The sequence below is a fragment of the Pantoea sp. OXWO6B1 genome, from assembly GCF_001641135.1.
GTDB lineage: Bacteria > Pseudomonadota > Gammaproteobacteria > Enterobacterales > Enterobacteriaceae > Pantoea > Pantoea allii.
In genome coordinates this window covers 62,118-84,295 of sequence record NZ_CM004290.1, presented here as the reverse complement: position 1 = coordinate 84,295, position 22,178 = coordinate 62,118, and the positions used below count along the sequence as shown (strand labels likewise).

Sequence of the window (22,178 nt, the reverse complement as noted above, 5' to 3'; positions counted from 1 at the left end):
AGTATGACCACTCAACCCGTAAAAAAAACGATGAGTACCCGCACGCAGATGCTGCTGGCGGGCGGCTTAACCATCACGCTTGGATTTACCGTCACAATTGGTGTTCTGAGCTGGCAGTCGGCGAAAGAACAAAAAACGCTGGCGGAAAAATATCTGCAGCAGATTGCGCAAAGTCGTGGACTGCAAATTCAGCAAGAGCTGAGTTATGCCCTTAATATGGCGCACAGCTTAGGGCAAAGCCTTATCGCATTACCGAAAGCGGGCGTTAACGATCGTAAAATTGCCGACAAAATTATGGAATATACACTCAGGGCCAACCCTGACTATCTCTCCATGTCCGTTATTTTTGAACCCAATGCTTTTGATGGTCGGGACGCAGATTTTGCCACGCAGAAAGGGCAGGCGCCTCAGGGGCGATATGCCTGGTTTGTCGACCGCGATCAGTCCGGTAATTATTCTATGCATCCGTTACTTTCTTTTTTGACGCCGGGCCAGGGCGATTATTATCTGGTGCCGCAGCAGACAAAGAAAGACACGCTGATTGAGCCCTACAGTTATGCCTATAACGGCGTGCCGACGTTGTTGACCTCGGTGGCCTCGCCCATTGTCGATCAGGGCAAACTCTATGCGGTCGTTACCTCCGATATATCCCTGGCCTCGTTACAAAAGAAAGTGAATCAGATTAAGCCGTGGCAGGGTACTGGTTATGCGTTACTGCTTTCCAATAGCGGTAAAGTGGTTTCCTCACCAGATAAAGATGAGGCTGGTAAAGCCTGGAAAGGTGAGAAAGACAATTTCACTCAACAGATCGTGGAGCATGACGATCCGTTGCTGGGTGAGAAGGCCATGTACACCTGGTACCCGGTAACGGTGGGTAACAGCGATAAGCCCTGGTACGTCGGCATTGTGGCACCGGTCAGTCAGGTGATGGCGGCGGCGAATCGGCAACGCTACTGGGCCATCGGACTGATGCTGGTGAGCATTCTGCTGGTTGGGGCTGTCCTGGGGTTATTGTTCAATCGCAAAGTGATGCGCCCGCTCGGCGGTGAGCCAGCCGAAGCGGCCAGAATCGCGCTGGCCGTTGCGGACGGTAAGCTGAGTAACGCCATCACGGTGGCACCCGGCGACAATACCAGCCTGTTTTATGCTCTGCATACGATGCAACGTCAGCTGCAATCTATTGTGGGTCAGATTAAAGATGCCAGCGCATCGGTACGAGAAGGTGCAAGCGAGATCGCCAGTGGTAACCTCGATCTGGCATCGCGTACCGAACAACAGGCGGCAGCCCTGGAAGAAACCGCGGCCAGCATGGAGCAAATCAGTGCAACGGTTCGGCTGAACGCCGACAATGCGCAGCAAGCCACCAATCTGACCGAAAATGCTACCTCTATCGCCAGCCGGGGTGAAACGCTGGTTGGGCAAGTGGTGCAAACCATGTCGCAGATCGATGACAGTTCGAAGAAGATTGGTGATATTACGACCATGATCAACAGCATTGCCTTCCAGACTAACATCCTTGCGCTCAACGCGGCAGTTGAGGCGGCGCGTGCCGGCGAGCAGGGCCGTGGATTTGCTGTCGTTGCCTCGGAGGTTCGTAATCTTGCGCAACGCAGTGCGAGCGCAGTTAAAGATATCGCGGCCCTCATTGAAGAATCCAGCGTTCGCGTACAAAGCGGTGTGAAACTGGTCAACGAGGCGGGGAAAACGATGCACGAGATGACGAAGGCTGTCTCTTCTGTGCAAAGTATTATTGATGAGATTGTGTCGGCCTCAGATGAACAGGCGCGCGGTATCGGTCAGGTCACGATCGCGGTTAACGAGATGGACGGCACGACACAGCAGAACGCCGCACTGGTACAGCAGATGTCTGCGGCAGCCAGTTCACTTGAAGACCAGGCCCAGCAGCTGGCGCAAACGGTAGAACAGTTCCGTTGATATCGGGCAAAACAGAAAATAAAAACAACCCGCGCGCTGCGGGTTGTTTTATTAGAGGGGATTAGCCTGGATAGATACCGCGATCTTTACGTGCCATGAGAATACGTTCACAGGCGACGATATAGGCTGCGGTACGCAGAGAGCAGTCCTTCTCTTTTGCTTTTTCCCAAACGTGAACCATGGCTTCCGTCATGATCTTGTCTGAACGTTTGTTAATTTCGTCTTCGCTCCAGAAGAAGCTGGCCATATCCTGCACCCATTCGAAGTAACTGACGGTTACCCCACCGGCGTTACAGATAACGTCGGGCACCACAATCACACCGCGGTTGGCCAGAACATCATCGGCGTCCGGATAGGTCGGGCCATTAGCGCCTTCAAGCACCAGCTTACAACTCAGAATCTCCGCACGTTCACGGGTAATTTGACCTTCAAGGGCGGCAGGAATCAGAATATCCATTTCCGTGTGCCAGAAGGCGTCTTTCTCAATGCTTTGCGCGCCCGTAAAGCCTGCAATCTGCTTGTGTTCAATCTGCCATTGCGTCAGCGCATCCATATCAATACCGTCGGCATTGAACAGCGTAGCGGTATGATCCTGAATCACCACCACGCGTGCACCGGCCTGGCTGAACAACCGCGCGGCCTCACTGCCTACGTTACCAAAGCCCTGTACGGCAACGCGTGCGCCTTCAATTGGAATACCTGCACGGCCTGCTACTTCACGGCCTGTGACAAATACACCGCGACCTGTGGCTTTTTCACGACCCAGAGAGCCGCCCAGGTGAATAGGTTTGCCTGTGACCACGCCGGTCACGGTGGTGCCGAGATTCATAGAATAGGTGTCCATCATCCAGGCCATGACTTTACCGTTGGTGCCCACATCCGGTGCCGGAATATCTTTCTGTGGCCCAATGATGATGCCAATTTCACTGGTATAGCGGCGTGTTAATCGCTCAAGCTCGCCTTCAGACAATTTGAACGGATCAACGCGAATGCCGCCTTTTGCGCCACCATAGGGCAGATTGACGGCGGCACATTTGATGGTCATCCAGGCTGAAAGGGCCATCACTTCATTTAAATCGACATCGGGATGATAGCGAATGCCGCCTTTGCCCGGACCGCGTGACAGGTTGTGCTGAACACGATAACCCTCAAAATGGCGAATAGAGCCGTCATCCATTTGCAAAGGAATATCAACGATTAATGCACGTTTAGGATGACGTAAAGTGTCAATCCAGCGAGTGAGGTCGCCTAAATAAGGCGCAACGCGATCGATTTGTTGTAGGTAGGTGGACCAGGCTGAAGTACTACTGTCAGACGCGTAAGATAACTTATCCATACAAAACCTTTCTTATCGAAGTTATTTATTGTGTTGAACCGTGGAAACGACACGCGCTTGAGCGCGCCGACATAATTTATCACCACCAGAAAAAATTTGATGTCGACCAGGCAGGGATTATCCCCATGCTATATCGATTCCTGGTGAATAAGAGTGAATAATAACGCCCATTACCTGCCTTAAGGTCGGCTGTTTTGTGCATAAAGAACGCATAATTAATGCATAAATTAAAAATTTGACTATTTATCAGTTCTTTGAAGAGGGTCAAAAAGTTAAGGAATTGTTTCAAATGATATTGACTTTGTTGCACCAGTAAGGTGCATAAATAAAAGTAATGCGAAGCGTTGTTTCGCTAATGCGAAGAGGCGCATGAATAACACAACGTGATTTGTTTTACGCCGTCATCTATTCAATTAAGTCTCCAGCGCACCCTTTTACATTAAGCGCAGGACAGGGCGAAGGTTCTCTTTACCTGAACTGGAATACAGGTTTTAACGTTAAAAATGAATCTTGCTGACGCGCGGCGTTGTCCTGGCTGTGCACGGTTTACGCCGGCAGTGAAGACTACGCGGTGCCTCAGCCTGTTTGCAGCGATCCATACCAAACCGGCATAAATACCCGCACAGCGCACTCTTTGTTCATGCGTTAAATAATGTGTGACCTGCACATCCTGCGTTTTTAATAAAGCGGTAGGAATTTATGTTTCGTAAAAGAATGCCCGCGACCGTCTCTGCTGAAAATTGCGCAATGCGCAAAAACGACCGGGAAGATAAAACAGAGTGATATTGCTAATGGTGTTTTCATCCGGGTTCACTCATATGTTTAAACGGATAAAGACAACGCTATCCGCCTGTATTCAGGGATGGTTAACCAGCAAGCTGGCGCTCTGTTAACGCCTCCATCAGCCTGTTTTTTCGCCCTCGGCCATCAGAGACAACAGGTGGTTGACCGCCTTGGATGTATGATTACGTCGCCATGCAAAAGCAACATCCGTGAACAGGGTATTATTTTCAATTTCGCGAAAGCACACCTGTGGATTCTGAACGCAAACCATCGATTCCGGGATAAGCGCGATACCGCAACCTGCGCCCACCATGCCAAGAGAAGAACTGATTTGCGGCGCCTGCTGGAAAGATGAAGGGGTGAAACCTGCGCGTAAACAGGCACTGACGATAAGCTCATAAAGGCTGGGTGAAACGTCGCGCGGGAAAATAATTAAGGTTTCCTGTGCCAGCTCACTCAAGGCAATACAGGGATTTTGCTGCAGGCGATGCGTCGCCGGTAAGGCCAGCACCATCCGTTCGGTAGAAATAACACGTAAATTAAAGGGCTTACTGCTTTCGCAGGGGAGACGAATAAAGGCCGCGTCCAGTAATCCTTCCTGCAGATCCTGAATAAGTAATGACATATTCTCTTCCCGTGTCATTAATTCCAGCGCGGGATAACGCCCTTTAAACCGCCGTATAATCTCAAAGACGCGAGGATTAAACGCCACCGAACTGGCAAAGCCCAGCGACATTTTGCCGCTAATTCCCCGGGCAACACCTTTCGCCTTCTCCAGCGCATGATCGGCGAGTTGAATGATTTCAATCGCATCCGTCAAAAACGTTTTTCCTGCATCCGTCAGTTCCACGCCGCGCGTCAGCCGTTTCAACAGCGGTGTACCGATTTCATGCTCCAGTCGCTGAATTTGCTGGCTCAACGGTGGCTGCGAAATGCCAAGCAGTTCGGCCGCGCGAGTGAAATGCAGCGTCTGTGCGACAGCAACAAAATAACGAAGGTGGCGCAGTTCCATATTAAAAACGTCTCAAAGTTAACAGGTTTTGCTATTGGATTCTGTCATCAAACAGGGCCACCATTATGTTAACACGGCTTAACAGTTAACCTATGAGGCATCCGATGAGCAATTTTGTAACTGATTGTTCCTGCGAGGATCAACTAAAAGATACTGTCCAGAGACTGCAGAAAAACATGCCAGAAAGCGTTATGTATCAAACCTCTCTGATGAGTGCGCTACTGAGTGGGGTTTATGATGGTGAAACCAGAATTGCGGACTTATTGCGTAAGGGCGATTTTGGCCTGGGAACCTTTAATCAGCTGGATGGCGAACTGATTGCTTTTGACAGCAACGTTTATCAGCTGCGCGCCGATGGCAGTGCCCGGCCTGCCGATCCCGATCAGAAAACCCCCTTTGCGGTAATGACCTTTTTTCAGCCGCAGCATAAACATGTCTTTGAACGTGCGGTGCAACGCGATGAGCTGCATCAGCTTATTGACAGTGAAATCACGTCAGATAATCAGTTTTGTGCACTGCGTGTAAGTGGACATTTTTCCTCAGTCCAGACGCGTACCGTTCCGTGCCAGTGCCGCCCCTATCGATCGATGCCTGAAGTCCTGGGCAATCAACCCGTATTTGAATTCACCCACCGCAGCGGTGAACTCATTGGTTTCCGCACGCCGCAGTACATGCAAGGTATCAATGTTGCGGGCTATCACGAACATTTCATCACAGACGACAGAACCGGTGGCGGCCATATCCTGGATTATGTGCTGGAGCAGGGCACGCTGACCTTTGGTGCCATCAGCACACTGGTCATCGATTTGCCAGAAAACAGCGACTTTCTTAATGCCAACCTGACGCCAGAAAACCTGGATGACGCAATCCGTTCTGTCGAAAGCTAATGACGAGGTCTGAATATGAAAACTCTCTCTGATACGAATCTCTGGACCTGCGGTGCCGACTTGGTTGTCGCACAACTTGAAGCGCAGGGCGTCAGCCATGTGTTTGGCATTCCAGGGGCAAAAATCGATAAGGTATTTGATTCTCTGCTGGATTCGACTATTCAAACAATCCCCGTGCGGCATGAAGCCAATGCGGCTTTTATGGCCGCTGCGGTGGGCCGACTGACGGGTAATGCGGGCGTGGCGCTGGTGACATCCGGTCCTGGCTGTTCAAACCTGGTCACCGGTATGGCTACCGCCACCAGTGAAGGCGATCCGGTGGTGGCCATTGGCGGTGCGGTCAAACGCTCCGACAGCGCCAAGCAGGTTCACCAGAGCCTGGATACCGTCTCCATGTTTCGCCCGGTGACAAAATATGCGGTCGAAGTGACGGATTCTTCTGCGCTGGCGGAATGCGTGTCGAACGCGTTCCGTCATGCAGAGCATGGACGCGGCGGCGGTGCATTTGTCAGCCTGCCGCAGGATATTGTTGATCAGCCGGTAACGGGTAAAGTGCTCACCAGTAAAGGCCGCATCACCTTGGGCGCGGCACCTGACATCATGATTGATGCGGTCAGCCGTGAAATCGCCAACGCGAAAAACCCGGTTATTTTACTGGGCCTGATGGCCAGCCAGCCTGAGAACAGCGAGGCGATTCACGATCTGTTAAACCGCAGCCATATTCCGGTCACCAGTACCTATCAGGCCGCAGGTGCCATTCGCCAGGAACACTTTTCCCGTTTTGCCGGTCGCGTTGGGCTTTTCAACAACCAGGCCGGTGACAAGCTGCTGCAACAGGCGGACCTGATTATTACCATCGGTTACAGCCCGGTTGAATATGAGCCAGCGATGTGGAACAGCGGTAATGCGACGTTAGTCCACATTGATGTGGTGCCCGCAGAAACAGATAACCGCTACCTGCCTGATGCGGAACTGGTCGGCAACATTGCCGAGACTCTGCGTAAACTGGCTGAACGTATCACCCATCCTTTACAACTCAGCCATGAAGCTGCAAGCGTACTGGACGATCGTCAGCAACAGCGGCAGTTACTTGCCTTGCAGGGGGCAAGCCTCAATCAGTTTGCCCTTCATCCACTGCGCATCGTTCGCGCGATGCAGGACATTATTAACAGCGATGTCAGTCTGACCGTCGATATGGGGAGCTTCCATATCTGGATTGCCCGCTATCTCTACAGTTTCCGTGCACGGCAAATCATGATCTCCAACGGACAGCAAACCATGGGCGTTGCTCTGCCCTGGGCGATCGGCGCCTGGCTGGTCGATCCACAGCGCAAGGTCGTCTCGGTTTCGGGAGACGGCGGCTTCCTGCAATCAAGCATGGAGCTGGAAACCGCGGTCAGGCTGAAAGCGAATATTTTGCACATTGTCTGGGTCGATAATGCTTACAACATGGTGGCGATGCAGGAAGAGAAGAAATACCAGCGTGTTTCAGGAGTGAACTTTGGCCCAATCGACTTTAAAGCTTATGCAGAGGCATTCGGTGCAGCAGGGTTCGCGGTGAACAGTGCATCTGAACTTGAGCCAACGCTACGCAAAGCGATGGATGTGCAGGGGCCGGCTGTGGTGGCGGTGCCGGTGGATTATGCCGATAACCACTTGCTGATGGGTCAGCTACACCTCAGTCAGTTGCTTTGATTTCAATGGAAAATGGAATAAGGAAACGATGATGAAAAAGCGAGTTGCGCTTGTTACAGGTGCGGGTCAGGGCATTGGTGAAGCCATTGCCTTACGTCTGGCTAAAGACGGTTTTGCGGTTGCAGTGGCTGATTTCAATATCGAAACCGCTTCTCGGGTCGCGGAAAAGATCGAAAAAGAAGGCAGCCGTGCGCTGGCCATCAAGGTTGATGTGTCAAAACGGGATCAGGTATTTCATGCGGTAGAAGAAGCACGCCGCGTCTTGGGTGATTTTAACGTCATCGTCAATAACGCGGGTGTCGCACCCTCCACGCCGATTGATGAAATCACCGAAGACGTCATCGACAAGGTTTACAACGTTAACGTCAAAGGTGTGATTTGGGGCATTCAGGCGGCGGTAAAAGCGTTCGCATCGGAAGGGCACGGTGGGAAAATCATTAACGCCTGTTCTCAGGCCGGGCACGTAGGCAATCCCGAACTGGCAGTGTACAGCTCAAGCAAGTTTGCCGTGCGAGGTTTAACACAAACTGCGGCTCGGGATCTGGCACCTGCGGGGATCACGGTGAATGGTTTTTGCCCCGGCATTGTTAACACGCCAATGTGGGCAGAAATCGATCGGCAAATTTCCGAAGCGGCGGGCAAACCTGCCGGTTATGGCACGCAGGAGTTTGCAAAACGCATCACGCTCGGCCGCCTGTCAGAGCCTGAGGATGTGGCGGCCTGTGTCGCCTTTCTTGCCGGCCCGGACTCTGATTACATCACCGGACAGTCGTTACTGGTAGACGGTGGCATGGTGTTTAGCTGATCGGATAAAAGTCTGGCGCCAGTGCGCCAGACTGCCCGTATTCCACGCGAACCTCAGCCCGAAACGCGCATTGCTGCCGTGATTTATCCTGCCATGACCACTCTGGTTACCTTTCCCATAGTTTACTGACAATTTTAAGAGCATACCGAGCGTTTGCGGGCTTCCATCATGCGCTGAAACCGCTAAAATGATGCGCTCATTTGCCACGGAGTCAGACAGTCATAATGCGTTATCGTAATCTTTTTGCCGCACTCGCGGTCGCCACCACATTAGCCGGATGTGCTAAACATCCTGCCGCCAATACCACTGCTGATGCTGCCGTTGCTGCCGATGATTTTACAACCGGTCCAACGCAGATTGATGTTTCACACGTCATTACGCGTGCTGATGACGGATCGCATATTTATCTGACGGTAGATGGCAAAGATGCAGGCGAACTGCCAAATGGTGAAAGCAAGATTGTTCATGTTGCTGCGGGTAAACACGAAGTCGGTGGCTATGTGCGCACGCTGTTTGGCCTGGGACGTGTGACTATCGATCCACTTGAGGTGACAACGTCACCTGATGATGTCAAAAAGGTGGCTTACACGGTGACCCGTAATAAGGCGACGTTTGTTGAACAGCCAAAACAGACTGAACAGCCGCAACCACAGCCACAAGAGCAGGAACAGGGCTGATTCAATCTTGAGGGGCAGAGAGAGCTTAGGGCACCCAGCTGAAGCCTGATGTTTGCATGAAGACAGATAATTTCAGGTTGCTGTCGTCATCATGCTGATCGCTCAGCAACCGCTTCCAGCGCTTCTGGCCACCTCATTCTGTAACCGTTCTTATCATCTGTATCAGACCGCCCTGTGATGACGATTGTTCTCTTTTTAAAGAGAATAATCTGCTCATGTGGCGTTCCGGATAACAGAAACAGCATCAGGGATGCGTGGCTAAAGCCCCAAATCGCTGAGTGAAGGATGATCGTCCGGCCGACGGCCCTGAGGCCAGTGAAACAGTCGCTGGCTGTCGGTAATAGCTACATCGTTAATGCTGGCATAACGTTTCACCATGAAACCATTCTCATCAAATTCCCAGTTCTCATTGCCGTAGGAGCGGAACCAGTTGGCCTGGCTGTCGTGCCACTCATAGGCAAAACGCACGGCAATACGATTCGCGTGAAAGCTCCATAACTCTTTAATCAACCGATACTCGGCTTCGCGTTGCCATTTGTCTTGTAAAAATGTCACGATTTCGGCCCGGCCCGTGATGAAGGTATCTCGGTTGCGCCATGCGCTGTCGGGTGAATAGGCCAGAGAAACGCGTTCCGGATCGCGGCTGTTCCAGGCGTCTTCTGCCAGGCGAACTTTCTTTATCGCATCCTGTACATCGGTAAACGGCGGTAACGGCTGACGTTGTGCTTCCATTGTGTCTCCTGAAATCCTGACAGACTCAGCGGCACCACAAAAGCAGGGTGTCGGCTGAATAGCATCAAAGAGCGGGGCGTGACGAAATAGCGCCTGTTTTAAAGTGAAATGGCGTGAACCTGACAGACCGCGCGTGCCGCTTCTTTCCCTTTTTTCACGAAATGCGCCGTGTAGAAATCAATGAAGTCGTCGGAAGGCTGAAAATTATGGGGCGTCAGTGAGACAGAAAATACCGGCACATTCGTTGCAAGCTGTGCCTGCATTAAGCCACTGACCACGGCCTGAGCAACAAAGTCGTGGCGGTAAATTCCACCATCTACCACCAATGCCGCACAGACGATGGCGTCAAATTGCCCTGTTTGCGCCAGGCGCTGTGCCAGTAACGGCATTTCAAAGGCACCAGGCACATCCCAGGTTTTGATCGCGTAAGGCGTGCCACTGTTCTCCATTTCCTGATTAAAGCCAACCAGGGTTTGAGAAACAATGTCGCTGTGCCAGTTTGCCTTGATAAAGGCGACTCTTAACGGTTGCATAACTTACTCCAGTAAACGTGACATCCGGCTCCCGTGAAATCGCAAAACGATCGCCTTCTACCAAATAAAAAATAAAGCTGTCTGATGCGCAGCACGACAGATTCGCTCAGCACTTCTTAATAAACCTGGCCGCCTGAGGGCGGAATGCAGGTGAAGTCACTAACGTAAGGGCGACATTATAAGCTGATGTCAATAAACCCTGCTTACCTTTAATGAGCTTTTACAGCCATCCACTGTTGCAATAGCCAGGGGCTTAGTGCAGCAAGGGGTGCTTTTGCAGGAGCCTTAACAGCGATGTCGTAACGCCCTTTTTGCGTAACGCTTTCCACTTATGTGTCTGCTTAAAAATACTACTGGATATTTAAACAGGTAATTGTATAATTATTCCACTGCCCGTTGGGTGTTGTCTGGAATGATTAGGGGGTAAAGCCCATGATGATGTCGACAGAAATCTTCAAAGCAACGGATCATGCCATTACCATGACCAGCCGTGAAATTGCCCAAATGACCGGGAACACGCACGGTGAAGTCAAACGTTTAATCAAAAGCCTTGAAACGGCGCAGCGCCTGTCCCAGCCGCTTTTAGTCAATCTCTATGAGCGGCAGGGTGAGATGCGTCAGGAGTTCTGCCTGAATAAACGCGACTCCCTGCTTGCCGTCGCCCGGCTTTCGCCCGGTTTTACTGCCGATGCGCTTGACCGTTGGCAAGCCCTGGAAGAACGCATTCATCTGCCTGACTTCACCAATCCCGCTGAAGCGGCGCGTGCCTGGGCTGAACAGTTTGAACAGCGGCGGGCCGCAGAGAAGCAGTTGGCGGAGTCAGCACCTAAAGCCGCTTTTTTTGACGACTTTGTTAACGTCGAAACCTCTCTGGGTTTTCGCCAGCTGTGTAAAATGCTGAAAGCCAAAGAGGCTGATTTCCGTCAGTTCCTGCTGGAGCGTAATATCATGTTCCGTGACAAGGGAACCCTGACGCCTCAACATTATCATCTTCAGGCGGGTTACTTTACGCTGCATTCAGGCACGGCGGATAATCAGCATGCTTTCTCTCAGGCGCGTTTTACTGCTAAAGGCGTCAGATGGATTGCCCACCTGTGGGCCGGGCATCTGTCGACACAAACCAAAGGTGCGGCGGCTTAGCACTTGCCGGTACAGGCCGCCAACTAAGCGGCCTGCTCCGACAGGCTGTTTACCAGCCCTTAATAGCATCACCTTTGTAGACTTCTTCAGCCTTAGCCGCGACTTCTGGAGACTGTAAAGCAGACTTCAGCTTTTGAATCTTATCGCTGTCTTTATTGTCCTGGCGTGATACCAGCGCATTGACGTAAGGCGATGAGGCGCTCTCCATAAACAATCCGTCGCGATGGGCTGACAGGCCCGCCTGAGCAGAGAAGTTGGTATTAATAATTGAAAGTGTGACGTTCGGGTCGTCGAGAGTACGGGTTAACTGCGGCGTATCAACTTCAACCAGCTTCAGGTGCTTAGGGTTCTCGGTAATATCCAGCGAGGTGGGCAAGTAACCAACGCCCTCTTTGAGCTTAATCAAGCCCTGCGCCTGCAACAGCAGCAGACTGCGGCCCAGCGTCGTGGCTTCATTAGAAAGGGTAATGGTATCGCCATCTTTAAGTTCACTGATGTTTTTAATTTTGTGAGAATAAGCAGCGATAGGGAAGACAAAGGTTTTACCTACGAAGGCAAATTTGTAGCCACGCTCTTTGGATTGTTCTTCAAGGTAAGGAAGACTCTGAAACGCGTTGGCATCCACTTCTTTATTATTGAGCGCTTCGTTTGGCAGCACGTAATCGTTGAAGTTAAGGACTTCAACATCCAGCTGATACTTGTCTTTAGCAATTTTTTGCACTTCCTGCCAGATCGCTTCATCGGGACCGGTGTTTATCGCGACTTTAACTTTATGATCATTATCAGGTGAACAGGCGGACAATAATAATACGGAACTGGCGATTAGCGCCGTAAATAAACCTTTCATTAGTAGCTATTCCCATCAGTAAAAGATGTCAAAAGCCTAATACAAATTCTCAGCCTTGCGTACTGACGTGGCGATATAAGATATAACCATTAACGCCTGATTTGTTTAAAAAATCACCACAGGATAATCCATGACTCAACGACCTCTGCATGAAAAAATCCATTATGAAGTCAGGCCACACCACGCTGAATAATCAGCTACGTTTAAACACGTCACTCATTTCGGCATCGCCGACTCGCTGTCAGGAGCAAACATGTCAGGGAATCATCCCGATAAATCATCAGATTCAGAAATCGTCGCCGTGCAGGTATTAAAAAGCAGTCAGGCGTGGAACGGTCAGCGTATTGAAGCTTATCCGCAAGGGGAGCCCGAACTGACGGTGATGCGCCTGACCCTTCCGGCCCATACCTCATTGCCGTGGCATACTCATCCCATGCCGAATGCGTGCTTTATCTTGTCAGGCACGCTTGTGGTTGAGGATAAAGAAACCGGTGAACAACAAACCTTTCAGGCTGGCGAAGCGTTAAATGAAACGGTAAACAGCGCACATCGCGGCTTTACGCTGAACACGCCTGCCGAGCTGGTGATTACCTATGCGGGGGTGAAAGGGATGGAGCTGACCGACCCGCTTCCCGGCGAACCTGAAGAATTTTAACGGGAAGAGGTATGCCGTTGTCGGTGAGCACTGGCAGCGCGGTGCCGCCCAACCATAAGGGAGCAAGGCCGTGAAATCCTTCGGGGAGCAGGCTATGTCGATGACGTCATTCAGGGTAATGACGGATAAAAAAACCAGCCGATAAAGGCTGGTTTATGTTGTTATGCGACACACTTCAGGCTTTCAGCGATGCGCCCCCACAGATAACCAGTTCCTGACCGGTAACAGGCGCGGCAAGTTCGCTGAGTAAATAACCCACCAGCGAGGCCACTTCTTCTGGCCGGATTAAGCGACCAATCGGGGGCACTATAGGTGCCGAAGCGGCGCGCTCAGGTTTGGTGAGCATCGGCGTTTCTGTTGCGCCAGGCGCGACGACGTTAACGGTAATGTTACGCGGTGCCAGCTCCATTCCCCAGGAGCGGACCATACCGACCAGCGCCGCTTTGGTTGCGGCATATTGCGAACGGTTAGCGGCACCCCGGGAGGTACGGCTACCTATAATGACGATCCGGCTGCCAGACTGCATCGTTGGCGCAAAGTGATTGACCAGGACTTCCGCCGCGTGAACGTGCAACGACCACAGGCGCGCGCTGGCCGCGCCATCCAGCTCACCCAAGGGTGCGGCCACTATCATCCCTGCGGCATGTATCAGCGCATCCGGCGTATCAAGATGGCTGATAGCCGATTTAAGCTGGTCGGCGTCCGTTAAATCAACGGCAATCCAGTCAAGGTTCGGTGATGTCATCTCACCTTGCGTTCTGCTCAGGCCGGTCACTTTCCAGCCGTGACTCAGCAGATGCTGTGTGATGGCTTTGCCGATTCCGGAGCTGTATCCAGTGACGATAGCGTGACGCATCTCAGCCTCCCAACATAGATTTTGGTACTTTAAATACCGCTTTGCGGACCGTCATCGGTTCGTTTACCGCACACAGTGCCTGATGCGGTTCACCGGGCAGAAATACCGCAAAATCTCCTTTTTTTAGCACAATGCTCACCGGCAAATCGCTTCGGTTGGTGATAAACAGATCGGGTTTTTTCTCTTCATCCCCGGTATCGGCCACCGACTGCATTCCCGCGTTGATCATCTCTTCCCCTTCCAGCATCACCTGAATATCAGCCCAAAGATGGTGATATTCCGTATGTCGTAATGCCGCATCCTGAGTGCTGGCCTGCTGAATATTACAAAACCACTCAGCCTTTTCCGGTTGCCACTTACCGATGTCTTTTGCTGCTAATGCCTCAAGTGAGCATTCGGGTAACTGGAGTAGGGCTAACAGTTTATCCGGTAACCCTGCCATTGGCAGGGCGTTCAGGTTTCCAATCATCATCTGACTATTCCTTCACCCAGTCTGGCGTGACGCGAGCATATTTGATCGCCTGACGGAAATACGTATAAGCGATATGCAATGTGCCTTCGGCATCCTGTTTGATACTTGGATAGGAAAACTCACGGTTAAGCTTTTCCTGCGAGTTATTGGTCATGCAGTAACCATCGCCCTCATCCAGATTTTTCTGCCATGGCCAGCTCTTGCCGCCATCAGCCGAAATAGCCAGGGTCATGGGCGCGCGTGGTGCCCCCCAAAATGCGGCACGGCCGGTAGTTTCTGGCTCTTTTCTGCCATCACCATCATCGATCTCATCATACAAAGAGGCACGACGTTCCGTGGCTCCGGCCGCGCTCATATTGTTAAACACCAGGGCCAGTTCGCCGCTTTGAAGCGTTGTCACCTGAATTGAGGAGTTGTTGTTAGGCAGAACGGTGGCTTCAGGCGCTGACCAGGTTTCACCGCCGTCGGTTGAGCGGCTGAGATAGATATTATCTGCCCAGCGACTGCGATAAAGGGCAACAAGCGAGCCGTCCTGTAAGGCGGTGATGTTCATGTGCACGCAACCCAGGCTGTCCGGCACCACCACATCCCGCCAGCTTTTGCCCTGATCGGACGAAACTTTCACCGCGCTGATATCATCATTACCAACCCACTTTTCGCCCGGCTGAGTGCGGCAGTAGAAGACGGGCAGTAACCAGTTACCATTCTCAAGCACGGTGATAGGCTGACGGATGAACGTTCCTGGCTTATCTAACAGGGTGTCAATCGGCCCCCAGGTTTTACCCAGATCGCGGGACTGGCGGTATCTGACAATCGCGGTATCCTGATTGCCGGATACCTGCGCTGTCCATAACAGCCACAGCACATTATCGGGCGCGAGAAACAGCACAGGGTTCTGCTCAGAACGTGTTGGATCGTCAGACAGTTTTACCGCCTCGCTCCAGGTCTCACCTCCCGCCGGCAAGCGCGAGCACCAGACGGAGATATCAGCAATCCCTTCCTGCGTGCCGCCGAACCAGACACAGAGCAGGGAACCATCGTGAAGCGGCAAAATATTTGCCGCGTGGTTTTGCGGGCACGACGAAGGCAACATTGCCGTCAGCACTCGGCCATCTTTTTCCCATGGCTTCACATGGCCATCACGAATTACGGTTACAGTCATTTTATTCTCCTTTGCTTGCTGCAGTTTTTGCGTCTTCAGCGGCTTGGGTTCTGGCTTTACTTGGGATCATATGATCGATAGCCATGATTAACGCAGGCGTCAGGAGCGCGATATACATGTTGTTAATACCAAACGGATCCCCTAAGAGATACCAGATGGAGGTGACAACACAGGCGCCAATCAGTCCCGCGTTTGCGCCACGGGTACTTCTGTAAAATGGCGCGTAGAAAGCAATCACCGCGACAACGGTAATAGACAGACGAATAGCACGTGTAAAGAAAGAGAGCTTCAGGACTTCCGGTACGAACAGAACAAAAATCAGCGGCAGGAAGCCAATTAACAGCGATAACCAGCGGGTAGTTTTAAATTCCTGCTCAGGTGACGGCTTGAAGTAAGGCACATAAAAATCTTTCACCACCAGTGAGGCAATCGCCAGGGCTACAGTACTGACGCTGACAAAGATGGAGGCAACCAGCGAGGTCGTCACCAGACCGGCCAGCCACGGGTTCATGTCCTGCAGGAACACGGGCATTGCATACAGGCTGTTAATGTCGGGATGCAGATACTTAGCGGCCACGCCGATCACCGCAATCGCCAGGGCAATCGGCATACAGAACAGGAAAGCAATCCAGGTTGAACGCTGCGCAGACTTAACATCTTTGGTTGAGGAGATGGCCTGAATCACAAACTGCGTGCAGAAAATCGAACCAATGGTACCGATGAGCCAGGCAAAGATTGTTGACGCACCAATATTCCCGTCCCAGGTCCAGTAATAAGCGGGCATTTCGTCGATCATTGGCTTGAGGCCGCCCGTTTGCGACAGGGCAAACCATAAAATGGCCAGCACACCAAAATACTTTAACCCGCTGTGCAGCATGGTGACCCAGGCAATCCCTTTCAAACCACCAAACGCAAAATAGAAGGTACTGACCACGGCCGTAATAAATGCGGCAACTGGTAAGGTGACGTGTAATACCGTCGCGATAGCAGCGGCACCACTCACATAATTTCCCACATTGACCAGGAGCAGGGCATAAATCATGATCAGTGAAATAATATTTTTAGTACTGTTACCGTATTTTTCAGCGATAGCACCTGAAATGGTAATCTTGCCGGTATTATAAATACGTTTTACCAGGAGCATACCAAATAACGGGAAACCAATTGCGGCACCAATAACAGACCATGACGCCGCGATACCGCCTTCGAAAGCGGCCTGAGCAGTCCCAATAGTGGATTTTGCGCCTATATATTCTGACATCAGCAGAATACCAACGATAAAGGCTGGCATGGCTCTGGAGCCTTCCATAAAATCGCCAGAGTTTTTACTGCGCAATCGGAATGTCAGCCAGGTGGTAAAGACAATATAAGCCACCACAATGCCAATAATTATCAGGGTGTCCTGAGCGTTGAAAGTTTTCATTATAGCCTCAGATATAACAAGATAAATTCGGGGAGCAGGGTGTACTCCCTGTATTTACGATTTATTACTTCTTATTATCACTTCAGGTAGAGGTTGATGATTCTGCGGATTTCATCTTCCTGAGCGGCATCAAAATGAATCGCATAACGACTTTCGCCCACGTTATGCCCCAGAATCTGCAACGCTTTTTTTACCGCTGCAGGTGAAAAGGCCACTTTATAAAGGTCGGTGCGTAAACCCGTTACCTGCTCTTGTGCCAATCGCGATCCGTCGATATCTCCAGCGTGGAACCGGGACCAGATATCATTTATTTGACGGGGCGCAACGTTAGCCAGACCTGAAATGCAGGCTGAACAGCCGTCTACATAACCCTGATGGATAAGCGAATCCGGCCCGTTCAGGACAGCAAAGTCTTTGCTATCCTTCACCGCATCCAGATATCCACTCAAGCTTTCGTAGCTTCCCGCACTGTCTTTTACGCCAATAATATTGGGGTGCTCAGCCAGTATGCGGGCCGTTTCTGGCGCAATGGTATTGCCCGTTCTGGCCGGAATGTTGTACAAAAAAACCGGCACGGAAAGGGCATCAGCGATAGCCGTATAATGGTTAATCAGTTCGCGTTGATTGAGGGGAACAAAGTAAGGCGTAATAACCGAAACCGCGTCTACGCCCAGTTTCTCAATTTGTTTACCTAAGCGAATGGTTTCACGGGTAGAGATCTCACCAATATGTGCAACGACGTTTCCGCGTCCTGATACTTCATCGACACAGGTTTCAGTCACAGTGAGTTTCTCTTTTTCATTCAGAACAAAAAACTCACCGTTGGTGCCGCCGCAGAAAATCCCATTGCCCGCATTCAGTTGACGAATCACCTGACGTTTAAGCTCATCAAGATTAAGCTCACCTTCTTTGTCAAAAGGGGTAACAATCGCTGTTAGCACACCTTCAATTTTTTTACTCATTGCCCACTCCTTTTTAAATTAAACCGTTGGGAAAAGCGTCCGGTAAATCGCAGCCACGTCCTGATGGCTGACCACGCAAGGCGCATTGTTCATCAACCGCTTCACATTCAGAGCCGCTTCGCTAAGGGAATCAATGTCATCTGAAGGCACACCTAAGGCTTCCAGGTTATCCGGCAGGTTGAGTCGTTTGACTAATTTGGCGAGATAGTCGACCAGCGCATGGGATTTCTCTTCCTGGCTTAGCGTGGTATCGGCATCCGGAATCAGGTCCCAAACGTTGGCAAATTTTTCCACGGCAAACGGGCGCACGACTTTCATGCAGGGTGCCAGCAGAATGGCGTTGGCGACACCGTGAGGCAGATGCCAGGTCCCGCCCAGCGGATAAGAAAGCGCATGCACAAGGTGAGTGCCGGCATGGGCAATCGCCGCGCCGCCATAATAAGAAGCCCACAGCATCTCCAGCCTGGCGTTCAGGTTATGCGGCTCATTAACGGATGTTTCGAGATTACGGAATAATTTATGCAGACCCATTAACGCCACGTTGTCGCCCACAGGGTTAGAAATGGTGGCGGTGTAGCATTCAAGTAAATGGCACAACGCATCAATGCCCGTTGAAGAGGCGATGTGCGCCGGCATGCTGGTTGTCAGTTCGGGTAGCAGGGCAACATAATCGGGCAGCATCACAGGAGAAATAATGCCCACTTTGGTATTTTTCTCTGGAATGGCCAGAATGGCATTGGGTGTCGATTCCGATCCGGTGCCCGCAGTAGAAGGAATGAGCAGCGAGGACAAACGGGCTTCGATTTTCTGACCGTCCAGCAGCGCCTTAAGCGACGGGCTGGAAGCATGGCATAAAACAGAGAGGAGCTTCGCCACATCTAAAACGCTTCCGCCGCCAATGCCCACCACCAAATCATAGGTTTTGCCTGTCGCGCGCGTCAGCACGGCCTCAACATCGGTATGCGTTGGCTCAGCGGGAACATCATCAATGAGTTCAACATGACGGTCATCCTGGCCCAGTAGTGCCAGAATTTGCTGAGTCGCGGACAAATTCACAATGTTCTTGTCTGTCAAAACCAGCAGTCGGTTACGGCCCACCACGACTGGCGTGAGGGCGTTTATCGCGTTGGAACCGCTTAAGATTGTACTGTTAATTAATGCCACGTTTTTCTCCCCGTTTTTGACTGAAATTCTTCATGCTGCTGTAGCGCATTCACTCAGTGACTAAATTTATAAATAAAATGAGGCTTTATTAAATTGATCTTGCTCACATATAATCGATTGTGATTGAATATAATCAAACGACAGATGAGTAGCATTGGAGATCCAATGACGGTGCAGGCGGGTAATCAAAAAAATGCATTGTGCTGGCCGATGATTTCACCGGCGCGAATGATGCCGGTGTTTCGCTGGCTGAAGCGGGCATGGTCGTGGATGTCATTTTCCAACAGCCCTATCTGAGTAAGGCTCAGGCGATTGTGCTGAACAGCGACAGCAGGGCGTATTCAGCGAGCGATGCCGCACAGCAAGTCACAAACCAAATGACTGCACTTTTGGCAGACCAACCCGGTATGACCGTGGAGTGGTTTATCAAAAAGATCGATTCGACGATGCGAGGTAATCCCGGAGCCGAAACAGAGGCAGTGTTGCAGGCAACCGGCATCAATCTTGCGGTCATTGCGCCTGCGTTTCCGGCAGCAGGACGAACAACGCAAAACGGTGAATGTCTGGTTTCCGGCAAGTTGCTCACCGCGACGGAATTTGCCAGCGATCCAAAAACCCCGATCGTGAGTGCAGATATCAGTGACATTGTGCAAAAACAGAGTGGCATTAGCTGCATTAACGTCAGGTGCAGCGATCTTGCCCGGCACGCGCAAGAGGTGCGCGAAGGAATGACCGCCCTCATCGTTGATGCAAAAACTGATGCTGAGTTGGATCACATCGTAGAAATATGTGCATCGTTACGGCCAAAGCCGTTGCTGGTAGGCTCAGCTGGGCTGTGTGATGCTTTTGCTCGCTATTTTACGTCAGCCAAAAAGTACCCAGGCCTGTTCGCTGTGGTGGGTTCAATGAGTGAAGTCGCTCAAAGACAACTGGTGCTAGCCGCAGAACATCCGCGAGTTGAACACGTCTATATCGATACCGCTGAACTGCTGGAGAAAGGTAGCGATCGTTTCAGAGAGGCCATTACCTGCATTCTTCGTCATGGCTCACATTGTCTGGTTCATACCTGCTGTGACAGTGGCGACAGGCAACATATACAGAGGCTGTGTGAACAACGTGGCATTACCCGTAAGCAACTGGGTGAAAAAATCAGTTTTCTGCTTGGAGAACTGGTCCATTCGGTCATGCGCATCACGCCACCAAAAGCACTGTATCTCTCCGGTGGTGATGTCGCGACTGCAACCGCAACCGCATTGGGCGCAACAGGATTCAGAATTCGGGGCAGGGCTGCAGGTTGTGTTCCCTACGGGCGCTTACTTGGCTGTGACTGGAATCAGACTGTATTTACTAAAGCCGGTGCTTTCGGTGATGAAACCACCCTCTTAAAAATTTTGAGTTTCGTTGAGGAGAAAACAGGTGACTAATACTGTTGCTATAACAATGGGCGATCCTGCAGGGATCGGTCCTGAAATCATTATCAAGGCTTTAGCCGAAGGGCCATTGAATGGCTCACCCGCGGTGGTTATCGGCTGCGCACAGACTTTCCGCCGTATACTGGCAATGAACATCACACCTCAGGTTGAACTCAGCGTTATTGAGCAGGTGGATCAGGCACAGTTCGCGCCGGGCATCATTCACATTATTGATGAGAAAGTTGCCCATCCGGAGGCGTTGCAGTGTGGTGTGGTTCAGCCCGAAGCCGGTGATGTGGCCTATCGGTGCATCAAGCGAGCAACCGAAATGGCGATGCGTGGCCAGGTCAAAGCGATTGCTACCGCGCCACTGAATAAGGAAGCGCTGCACCTTGCAGGACATCATTATCCCGGCCACACCGAGTTACTCGCGATGTTGACGGACACCAAAGATTATTCGATGGTGCTGTACACCGATAAGCTGAAGGTTATCCACGTCACCACGCATATTTCGCTGCGTAAGTTCCTGGATACGCTCAGTCAGGAACGGGTGGAAACGGTCATCAGAATCGCCGATACCTTTTTACGCCGGGTTGGCTTCACCCAGCCGCGTATTGCGGTTGCAGGCGTAAACCCACACGCTGGCGAAAATGGTCTGTTTGGTGATGAAGAGATTCGAATCCTGACGCCGGCTATAGACGCAATGAAAGCGCAGGGCATTGATGTTTATGGCCCTTGTCCGCCGGACACCGTATTTATGCAGTGTAATGAAGGTATGTATGACATCGTTGTCGCGATGTATCACGATCAGGGACATATCCCACTTAAGCTCCTCGGTTTTTACGACGGTGTGAATATCACGGCAGGATTGCCTTTCCTGCGCACCTCAGCCGATCACGGCACCGCATTCAATATTGCCTGGACAGGCAAGGCGAATCCCGAGAGCATGGCGATATCAATCGATATGGCGATGAAAATTACCCGAGAATAAATAACGCATCGGGTGTTAATACGTTCTGATCACTCAGGCGATGGTCATACATCGCCTTTTCTTTAGTGATCATATTAGTGATTGCTGTAGCCAGTATTGCCACAAAACTGTTATCTCAACAGGTGACACTGATAGCCTTAAATGCGGCAGCAGTAGCTCGTTGATATTTAAAGCTTTACGCTTCAGGGCATCGACCGCTCTTTCCATAAATATCGTACGCGCAAGCGCGTTACGGCTCCTCCTTTAGTTAGACCAGCCCGTACCCGCCGACGCAGTGCCGGATCGCGGAACCAGTCGAGCATAAACAGCGTTCGTTCAATACGGCCAGTTTCCCTCAGTGCTTTGGCAGGCACTGTCAGATAAAGACTCTTCGCAGGCCGACCCGATTACCGGCGCCGTGATAACCGCTATAAATAATATGCTTTTCGATCTGATGGCCGTAATCTCGCATAAGGACTGGCTGAGCCGCCGCCAGCGGCAAAAACAGGAAATTGAACGCGTAAATACGTTGGGTAAATATAGGGGAAACAGGCCGAACAGGAGCGTCATCATAAAGTCCTGTACTACCGGCAGGTCAAGAAACTCAGTATCCGGGAAACAGCGGATGCACGGAGTACGGTCCTTCGCAAATCTGCCGTATCCAGGCATGGTACCGGTAATCATAAGCCGAAGATTTTGGTTAAGACATGATTAAGGTAT

The 22,178-nt window shown here is 51.3% G+C and carries 20 protein-coding genes and 2 pseudogenes; 10 read left to right on the top strand and 12 right to left on the bottom strand.

The window, feature by feature from the left end; genetic code table 11:
• Positions 1–3 precede the first annotated feature (3 nt).
• Positions 4–1,935 carry a methyl-accepting chemotaxis protein gene (locus A6A26_RS00415; RefSeq protein WP_063876951.1) on the top strand — a complete coding sequence of 644 codons (1,932 nt, stop codon included), beginning with the start codon at positions 4–6 and terminating at the stop codon, positions 1,933–1,935.
• A 61-nt stretch (positions 1,936–1,996) separates the two neighbouring features.
• Here A6A26_RS00415 and A6A26_RS00410 read toward each other — a convergent pair whose 3' ends face one another.
• Both A6A26_RS00410 and A6A26_RS00405 read right to left on the bottom strand, forming a co-directional pair.
• On the bottom strand, positions 1,997–3,271 hold the full coding sequence (locus tag A6A26_RS00410; protein ID WP_063876950.1) for a Glu/Leu/Phe/Val family dehydrogenase: 1,275 nt from the start codon (positions 3,269–3,271) through the stop codon (positions 1,997–1,999).
• A 901-nt stretch (positions 3,272–4,172) separates the two neighbouring features.
• Positions 4,173–5,066: a LysR family transcriptional regulator gene (locus A6A26_RS00405; RefSeq protein ID WP_063876949.1), complete on the bottom strand. Its 894-nt coding sequence runs from the start codon at positions 5,064–5,066 to the stop codon at positions 4,173–4,175.
• 104 nt (positions 5,067–5,170) lie between these two features.
• Between A6A26_RS00405 and budA the strand changes: the two genes are divergently transcribed.
• The 4 genes from budA to A6A26_RS00385 all read left to right on the top strand — a co-directional run bounded on the left by budA (position 5,171) and on the right by A6A26_RS00385 (position 9,130).
• Positions 5,171–5,953, top strand: coding sequence for an acetolactate decarboxylase (gene budA, locus A6A26_RS00400; RefSeq protein ID WP_063876948.1), 783 nt, complete (start codon positions 5,171–5,173; stop codon positions 5,951–5,953).
• A gap of 15 nt (positions 5,954–5,968) precedes the next feature.
• Positions 5,969–7,648, top strand: coding sequence for an acetolactate synthase AlsS (gene alsS, locus A6A26_RS00395; protein ID WP_063876947.1), 1,680 nt, complete (start codon positions 5,969–5,971; stop codon positions 7,646–7,648).
• 31 nt (positions 7,649–7,679) lie between these two features.
• On the top strand, positions 7,680–8,453 hold the full coding sequence (locus A6A26_RS00390) for a (S)-acetoin forming diacetyl reductase (protein ID WP_063876946.1): 774 nt from the start codon (positions 7,680–7,682) through the stop codon (positions 8,451–8,453).
• Positions 8,454–8,677: 224 nt separating this feature from the next.
• Positions 8,678–9,130, top strand: a complete 453-nt coding sequence (locus A6A26_RS00385; protein WP_063876945.1) for a hypothetical protein — start codon at positions 8,678–8,680, stop codon at positions 9,128–9,130.
• A 258-nt stretch (positions 9,131–9,388) separates the two neighbouring features.
• Here the strand turns inward: A6A26_RS00385 and A6A26_RS00380 are convergent, their stop codons facing one another.
• Positions 9,389–9,862 carry a nuclear transport factor 2 family protein gene (locus tag A6A26_RS00380; protein WP_063876944.1) on the bottom strand — a complete coding sequence of 158 codons (474 nt, stop codon included), beginning with the start codon at positions 9,860–9,862 and terminating at the stop codon, positions 9,389–9,391.
• 98 nt (positions 9,863–9,960) lie between these two features.
• Positions 9,961–10,395, bottom strand: a complete 435-nt coding sequence (locus tag A6A26_RS00375; protein WP_063876943.1) for a 6,7-dimethyl-8-ribityllumazine synthase — start codon at positions 10,393–10,395, stop codon at positions 9,961–9,963.
• 432 nt (positions 10,396–10,827) lie between these two features.
• On the opposite strand from A6A26_RS00375, the gene A6A26_RS00370 reads away from it, so the two are divergent.
• On the top strand, positions 10,828–11,535 hold the full coding sequence (locus tag A6A26_RS00370) for a phage antirepressor KilAC domain-containing protein (RefSeq protein WP_063876942.1): 708 nt from the start codon (positions 10,828–10,830) through the stop codon (positions 11,533–11,535).
• Positions 11,536–11,584: 49 nt separating this feature from the next.
• Here the strand turns inward: A6A26_RS00370 and A6A26_RS00365 are convergent, their stop codons facing one another.
• Positions 11,585–12,382, bottom strand: a complete 798-nt coding sequence (locus tag A6A26_RS00365) for a MetQ/NlpA family ABC transporter substrate-binding protein (protein ID WP_063876941.1) — start codon at positions 12,380–12,382, stop codon at positions 11,585–11,587.
• Between the two features lie 253 nt (positions 12,383–12,635).
• On the opposite strand from A6A26_RS00365, the gene A6A26_RS00360 reads away from it, so the two are divergent.
• The gene (locus A6A26_RS00360; RefSeq protein WP_063876940.1) at positions 12,636–13,037 is read left to right on the top strand and encodes a cupin domain-containing protein; all 402 of its coding nucleotides are present in this window, start codon (positions 12,636–12,638) and stop codon (positions 13,035–13,037) included.
• A gap of 175 nt (positions 13,038–13,212) precedes the next feature.
• On the opposite strand, the gene A6A26_RS00355 is transcribed toward A6A26_RS00360, so the two are convergent.
• From A6A26_RS00355 to A6A26_RS00330, 6 genes are all read right to left on the bottom strand, one after another.
• Positions 13,213–13,893, bottom strand: coding sequence for an SDR family NAD(P)-dependent oxidoreductase (locus A6A26_RS00355; RefSeq protein WP_063876939.1), 681 nt, complete (start codon positions 13,891–13,893; stop codon positions 13,213–13,215).
• Position 13,894: 1 nt separating this feature from the next.
• The gene (locus A6A26_RS00350) at positions 13,895–14,365 is read right to left on the bottom strand and encodes a NanQ anomerase/TabA/YiaL family protein (RefSeq protein ID WP_063876938.1); all 471 of its coding nucleotides are present in this window, start codon (positions 14,363–14,365) and stop codon (positions 13,895–13,897) included.
• A gap of 4 nt (positions 14,366–14,369) precedes the next feature.
• Entirely contained in the window at positions 14,370–15,527 is a 1,158-nt protein-coding gene (locus A6A26_RS00345) for a sialidase family protein (protein ID WP_063876937.1), read from the bottom strand.
• A gap of 1 nt (position 15,528) precedes the next feature.
• Positions 15,529–16,950: a sodium:solute symporter family protein gene (locus A6A26_RS00340; RefSeq protein ID WP_063876936.1), complete on the bottom strand. Its 1,422-nt coding sequence runs from the start codon at positions 16,948–16,950 to the stop codon at positions 15,529–15,531.
• Positions 16,951–17,027: 77 nt separating this feature from the next.
• On the bottom strand, positions 17,028–17,912 hold the full coding sequence (locus A6A26_RS00335) for a dihydrodipicolinate synthase family protein (RefSeq protein ID WP_063876935.1): 885 nt from the start codon (positions 17,910–17,912) through the stop codon (positions 17,028–17,030).
• 18 nt (positions 17,913–17,930) lie between these two features.
• Positions 17,931–19,076, bottom strand: coding sequence for an iron-containing alcohol dehydrogenase (locus tag A6A26_RS00330; RefSeq protein WP_063876934.1), 1,146 nt, complete (start codon positions 19,074–19,076; stop codon positions 17,931–17,933).
• A 197-nt stretch (positions 19,077–19,273) separates the two neighbouring features.
• Here A6A26_RS00330 and A6A26_RS00325 point away from each other — a divergent pair, with 197 nt between their 5' ends.
• Both A6A26_RS00325 and A6A26_RS00320 read left to right on the top strand, forming a co-directional pair.
• A complete protein-coding gene (locus A6A26_RS00325; RefSeq protein ID WP_063876933.1) occupies positions 19,274–20,500 on the top strand; it encodes a D-threonate kinase in 1,227 nt (408 codons plus the stop codon).
• A 16-nt stretch (positions 20,501–20,516) separates the two neighbouring features.
• The gene (locus A6A26_RS00320; RefSeq protein WP_253851856.1) at positions 20,517–21,479 is read left to right on the top strand and encodes a D-threonate 4-phosphate dehydrogenase; all 963 of its coding nucleotides are present in this window, start codon (positions 20,517–20,519) and stop codon (positions 21,477–21,479) included.
• Between the two features lie 138 nt (positions 21,480–21,617).
• Here A6A26_RS00320 and A6A26_RS25140 read toward each other — a convergent pair.
• A pseudogene (locus A6A26_RS25140) lies at positions 21,618–21,826 on the bottom strand (Tn3 family transposase); the annotation flags it as partial.
• On the opposite strand from A6A26_RS25140, the pseudogene A6A26_RS25875 reads away from it, so the two are divergent.
• A pseudogene (locus tag A6A26_RS25875) lies at positions 21,823–22,138 on the top strand (resolvase); the annotation flags it as partial. The pseudogenes A6A26_RS25140 and A6A26_RS25875 sit on opposite strands and share 4 nt — an antisense overlap.
• Between the last annotated feature and the right edge of the window lie 40 nt (positions 22,139–22,178).

Excerpts from the sequence above, each read along its gene's own strand:
- A6A26_RS00415 (WP_063876951.1), top strand. The coding sequence starts at position 4 with ATGACCACTCAACCCGTAAAAAAAACGATGAGTACCCGCACGCAGATG.
- A6A26_RS00410 (WP_063876950.1), bottom strand. The coding sequence starts at position 3,271 with ATGGATAAGTTATCTTACGCGTCTGACAGTAGTACTTCAGCCTGGTCC.
- A6A26_RS00405 (WP_063876949.1), bottom strand. The coding sequence starts at position 5,066 with ATGGAACTGCGCCACCTTCGTTATTTTGTTGCTGTCGCACAGACGCTG.
- budA (WP_063876948.1), top strand. The coding sequence starts at position 5,171 with ATGAGCAATTTTGTAACTGATTGTTCCTGCGAGGATCAACTAAAAGAT.
- alsS (WP_063876947.1), top strand. The coding sequence starts at position 5,969 with ATGAAAACTCTCTCTGATACGAATCTCTGGACCTGCGGTGCCGACTTG.
- A6A26_RS00390 (WP_063876946.1), top strand. The coding sequence starts at position 7,680 with ATGAAAAAGCGAGTTGCGCTTGTTACAGGTGCGGGTCAGGGCATTGGT.
- A6A26_RS00385 (WP_063876945.1), top strand. The coding sequence starts at position 8,678 with ATGCGTTATCGTAATCTTTTTGCCGCACTCGCGGTCGCCACCACATTA.
- A6A26_RS00380 (WP_063876944.1), bottom strand. The coding sequence starts at position 9,862 with ATGGAAGCACAACGTCAGCCGTTACCGCCGTTTACCGATGTACAGGAT.
- A6A26_RS00375 (WP_063876943.1), bottom strand. The coding sequence starts at position 10,395 with ATGCAACCGTTAAGAGTCGCCTTTATCAAGGCAAACTGGCACAGCGAC.
- A6A26_RS00370 (WP_063876942.1), top strand. The coding sequence starts at position 10,828 with ATGATGATGTCGACAGAAATCTTCAAAGCAACGGATCATGCCATTACC.
- A6A26_RS00365 (WP_063876941.1), bottom strand. The coding sequence starts at position 12,382 with ATGAAAGGTTTATTTACGGCGCTAATCGCCAGTTCCGTATTATTATTG.
- A6A26_RS00360 (WP_063876940.1), top strand. The coding sequence starts at position 12,636 with ATGTCAGGGAATCATCCCGATAAATCATCAGATTCAGAAATCGTCGCC.
- A6A26_RS00355 (WP_063876939.1), bottom strand. The coding sequence starts at position 13,893 with ATGCGTCACGCTATCGTCACTGGATACAGCTCCGGAATCGGCAAAGCC.
- A6A26_RS00350 (WP_063876938.1), bottom strand. The coding sequence starts at position 14,365 with ATGATGATTGGAAACCTGAACGCCCTGCCAATGGCAGGGTTACCGGAT.
- A6A26_RS00345 (WP_063876937.1), bottom strand. The coding sequence starts at position 15,527 with ATGACTGTAACCGTAATTCGTGATGGCCATGTGAAGCCATGGGAAAAA.
- A6A26_RS00340 (WP_063876936.1), bottom strand. The coding sequence starts at position 16,950 with ATGAAAACTTTCAACGCTCAGGACACCCTGATAATTATTGGCATTGTG.
- A6A26_RS00335 (WP_063876935.1), bottom strand. The coding sequence starts at position 17,912 with ATGAGTAAAAAAATTGAAGGTGTGCTAACAGCGATTGTTACCCCTTTT.
- A6A26_RS00320 (WP_253851856.1), top strand. The coding sequence starts at position 20,517 with ATGGGCGATCCTGCAGGGATCGGTCCTGAAATCATTATCAAGGCTTTA.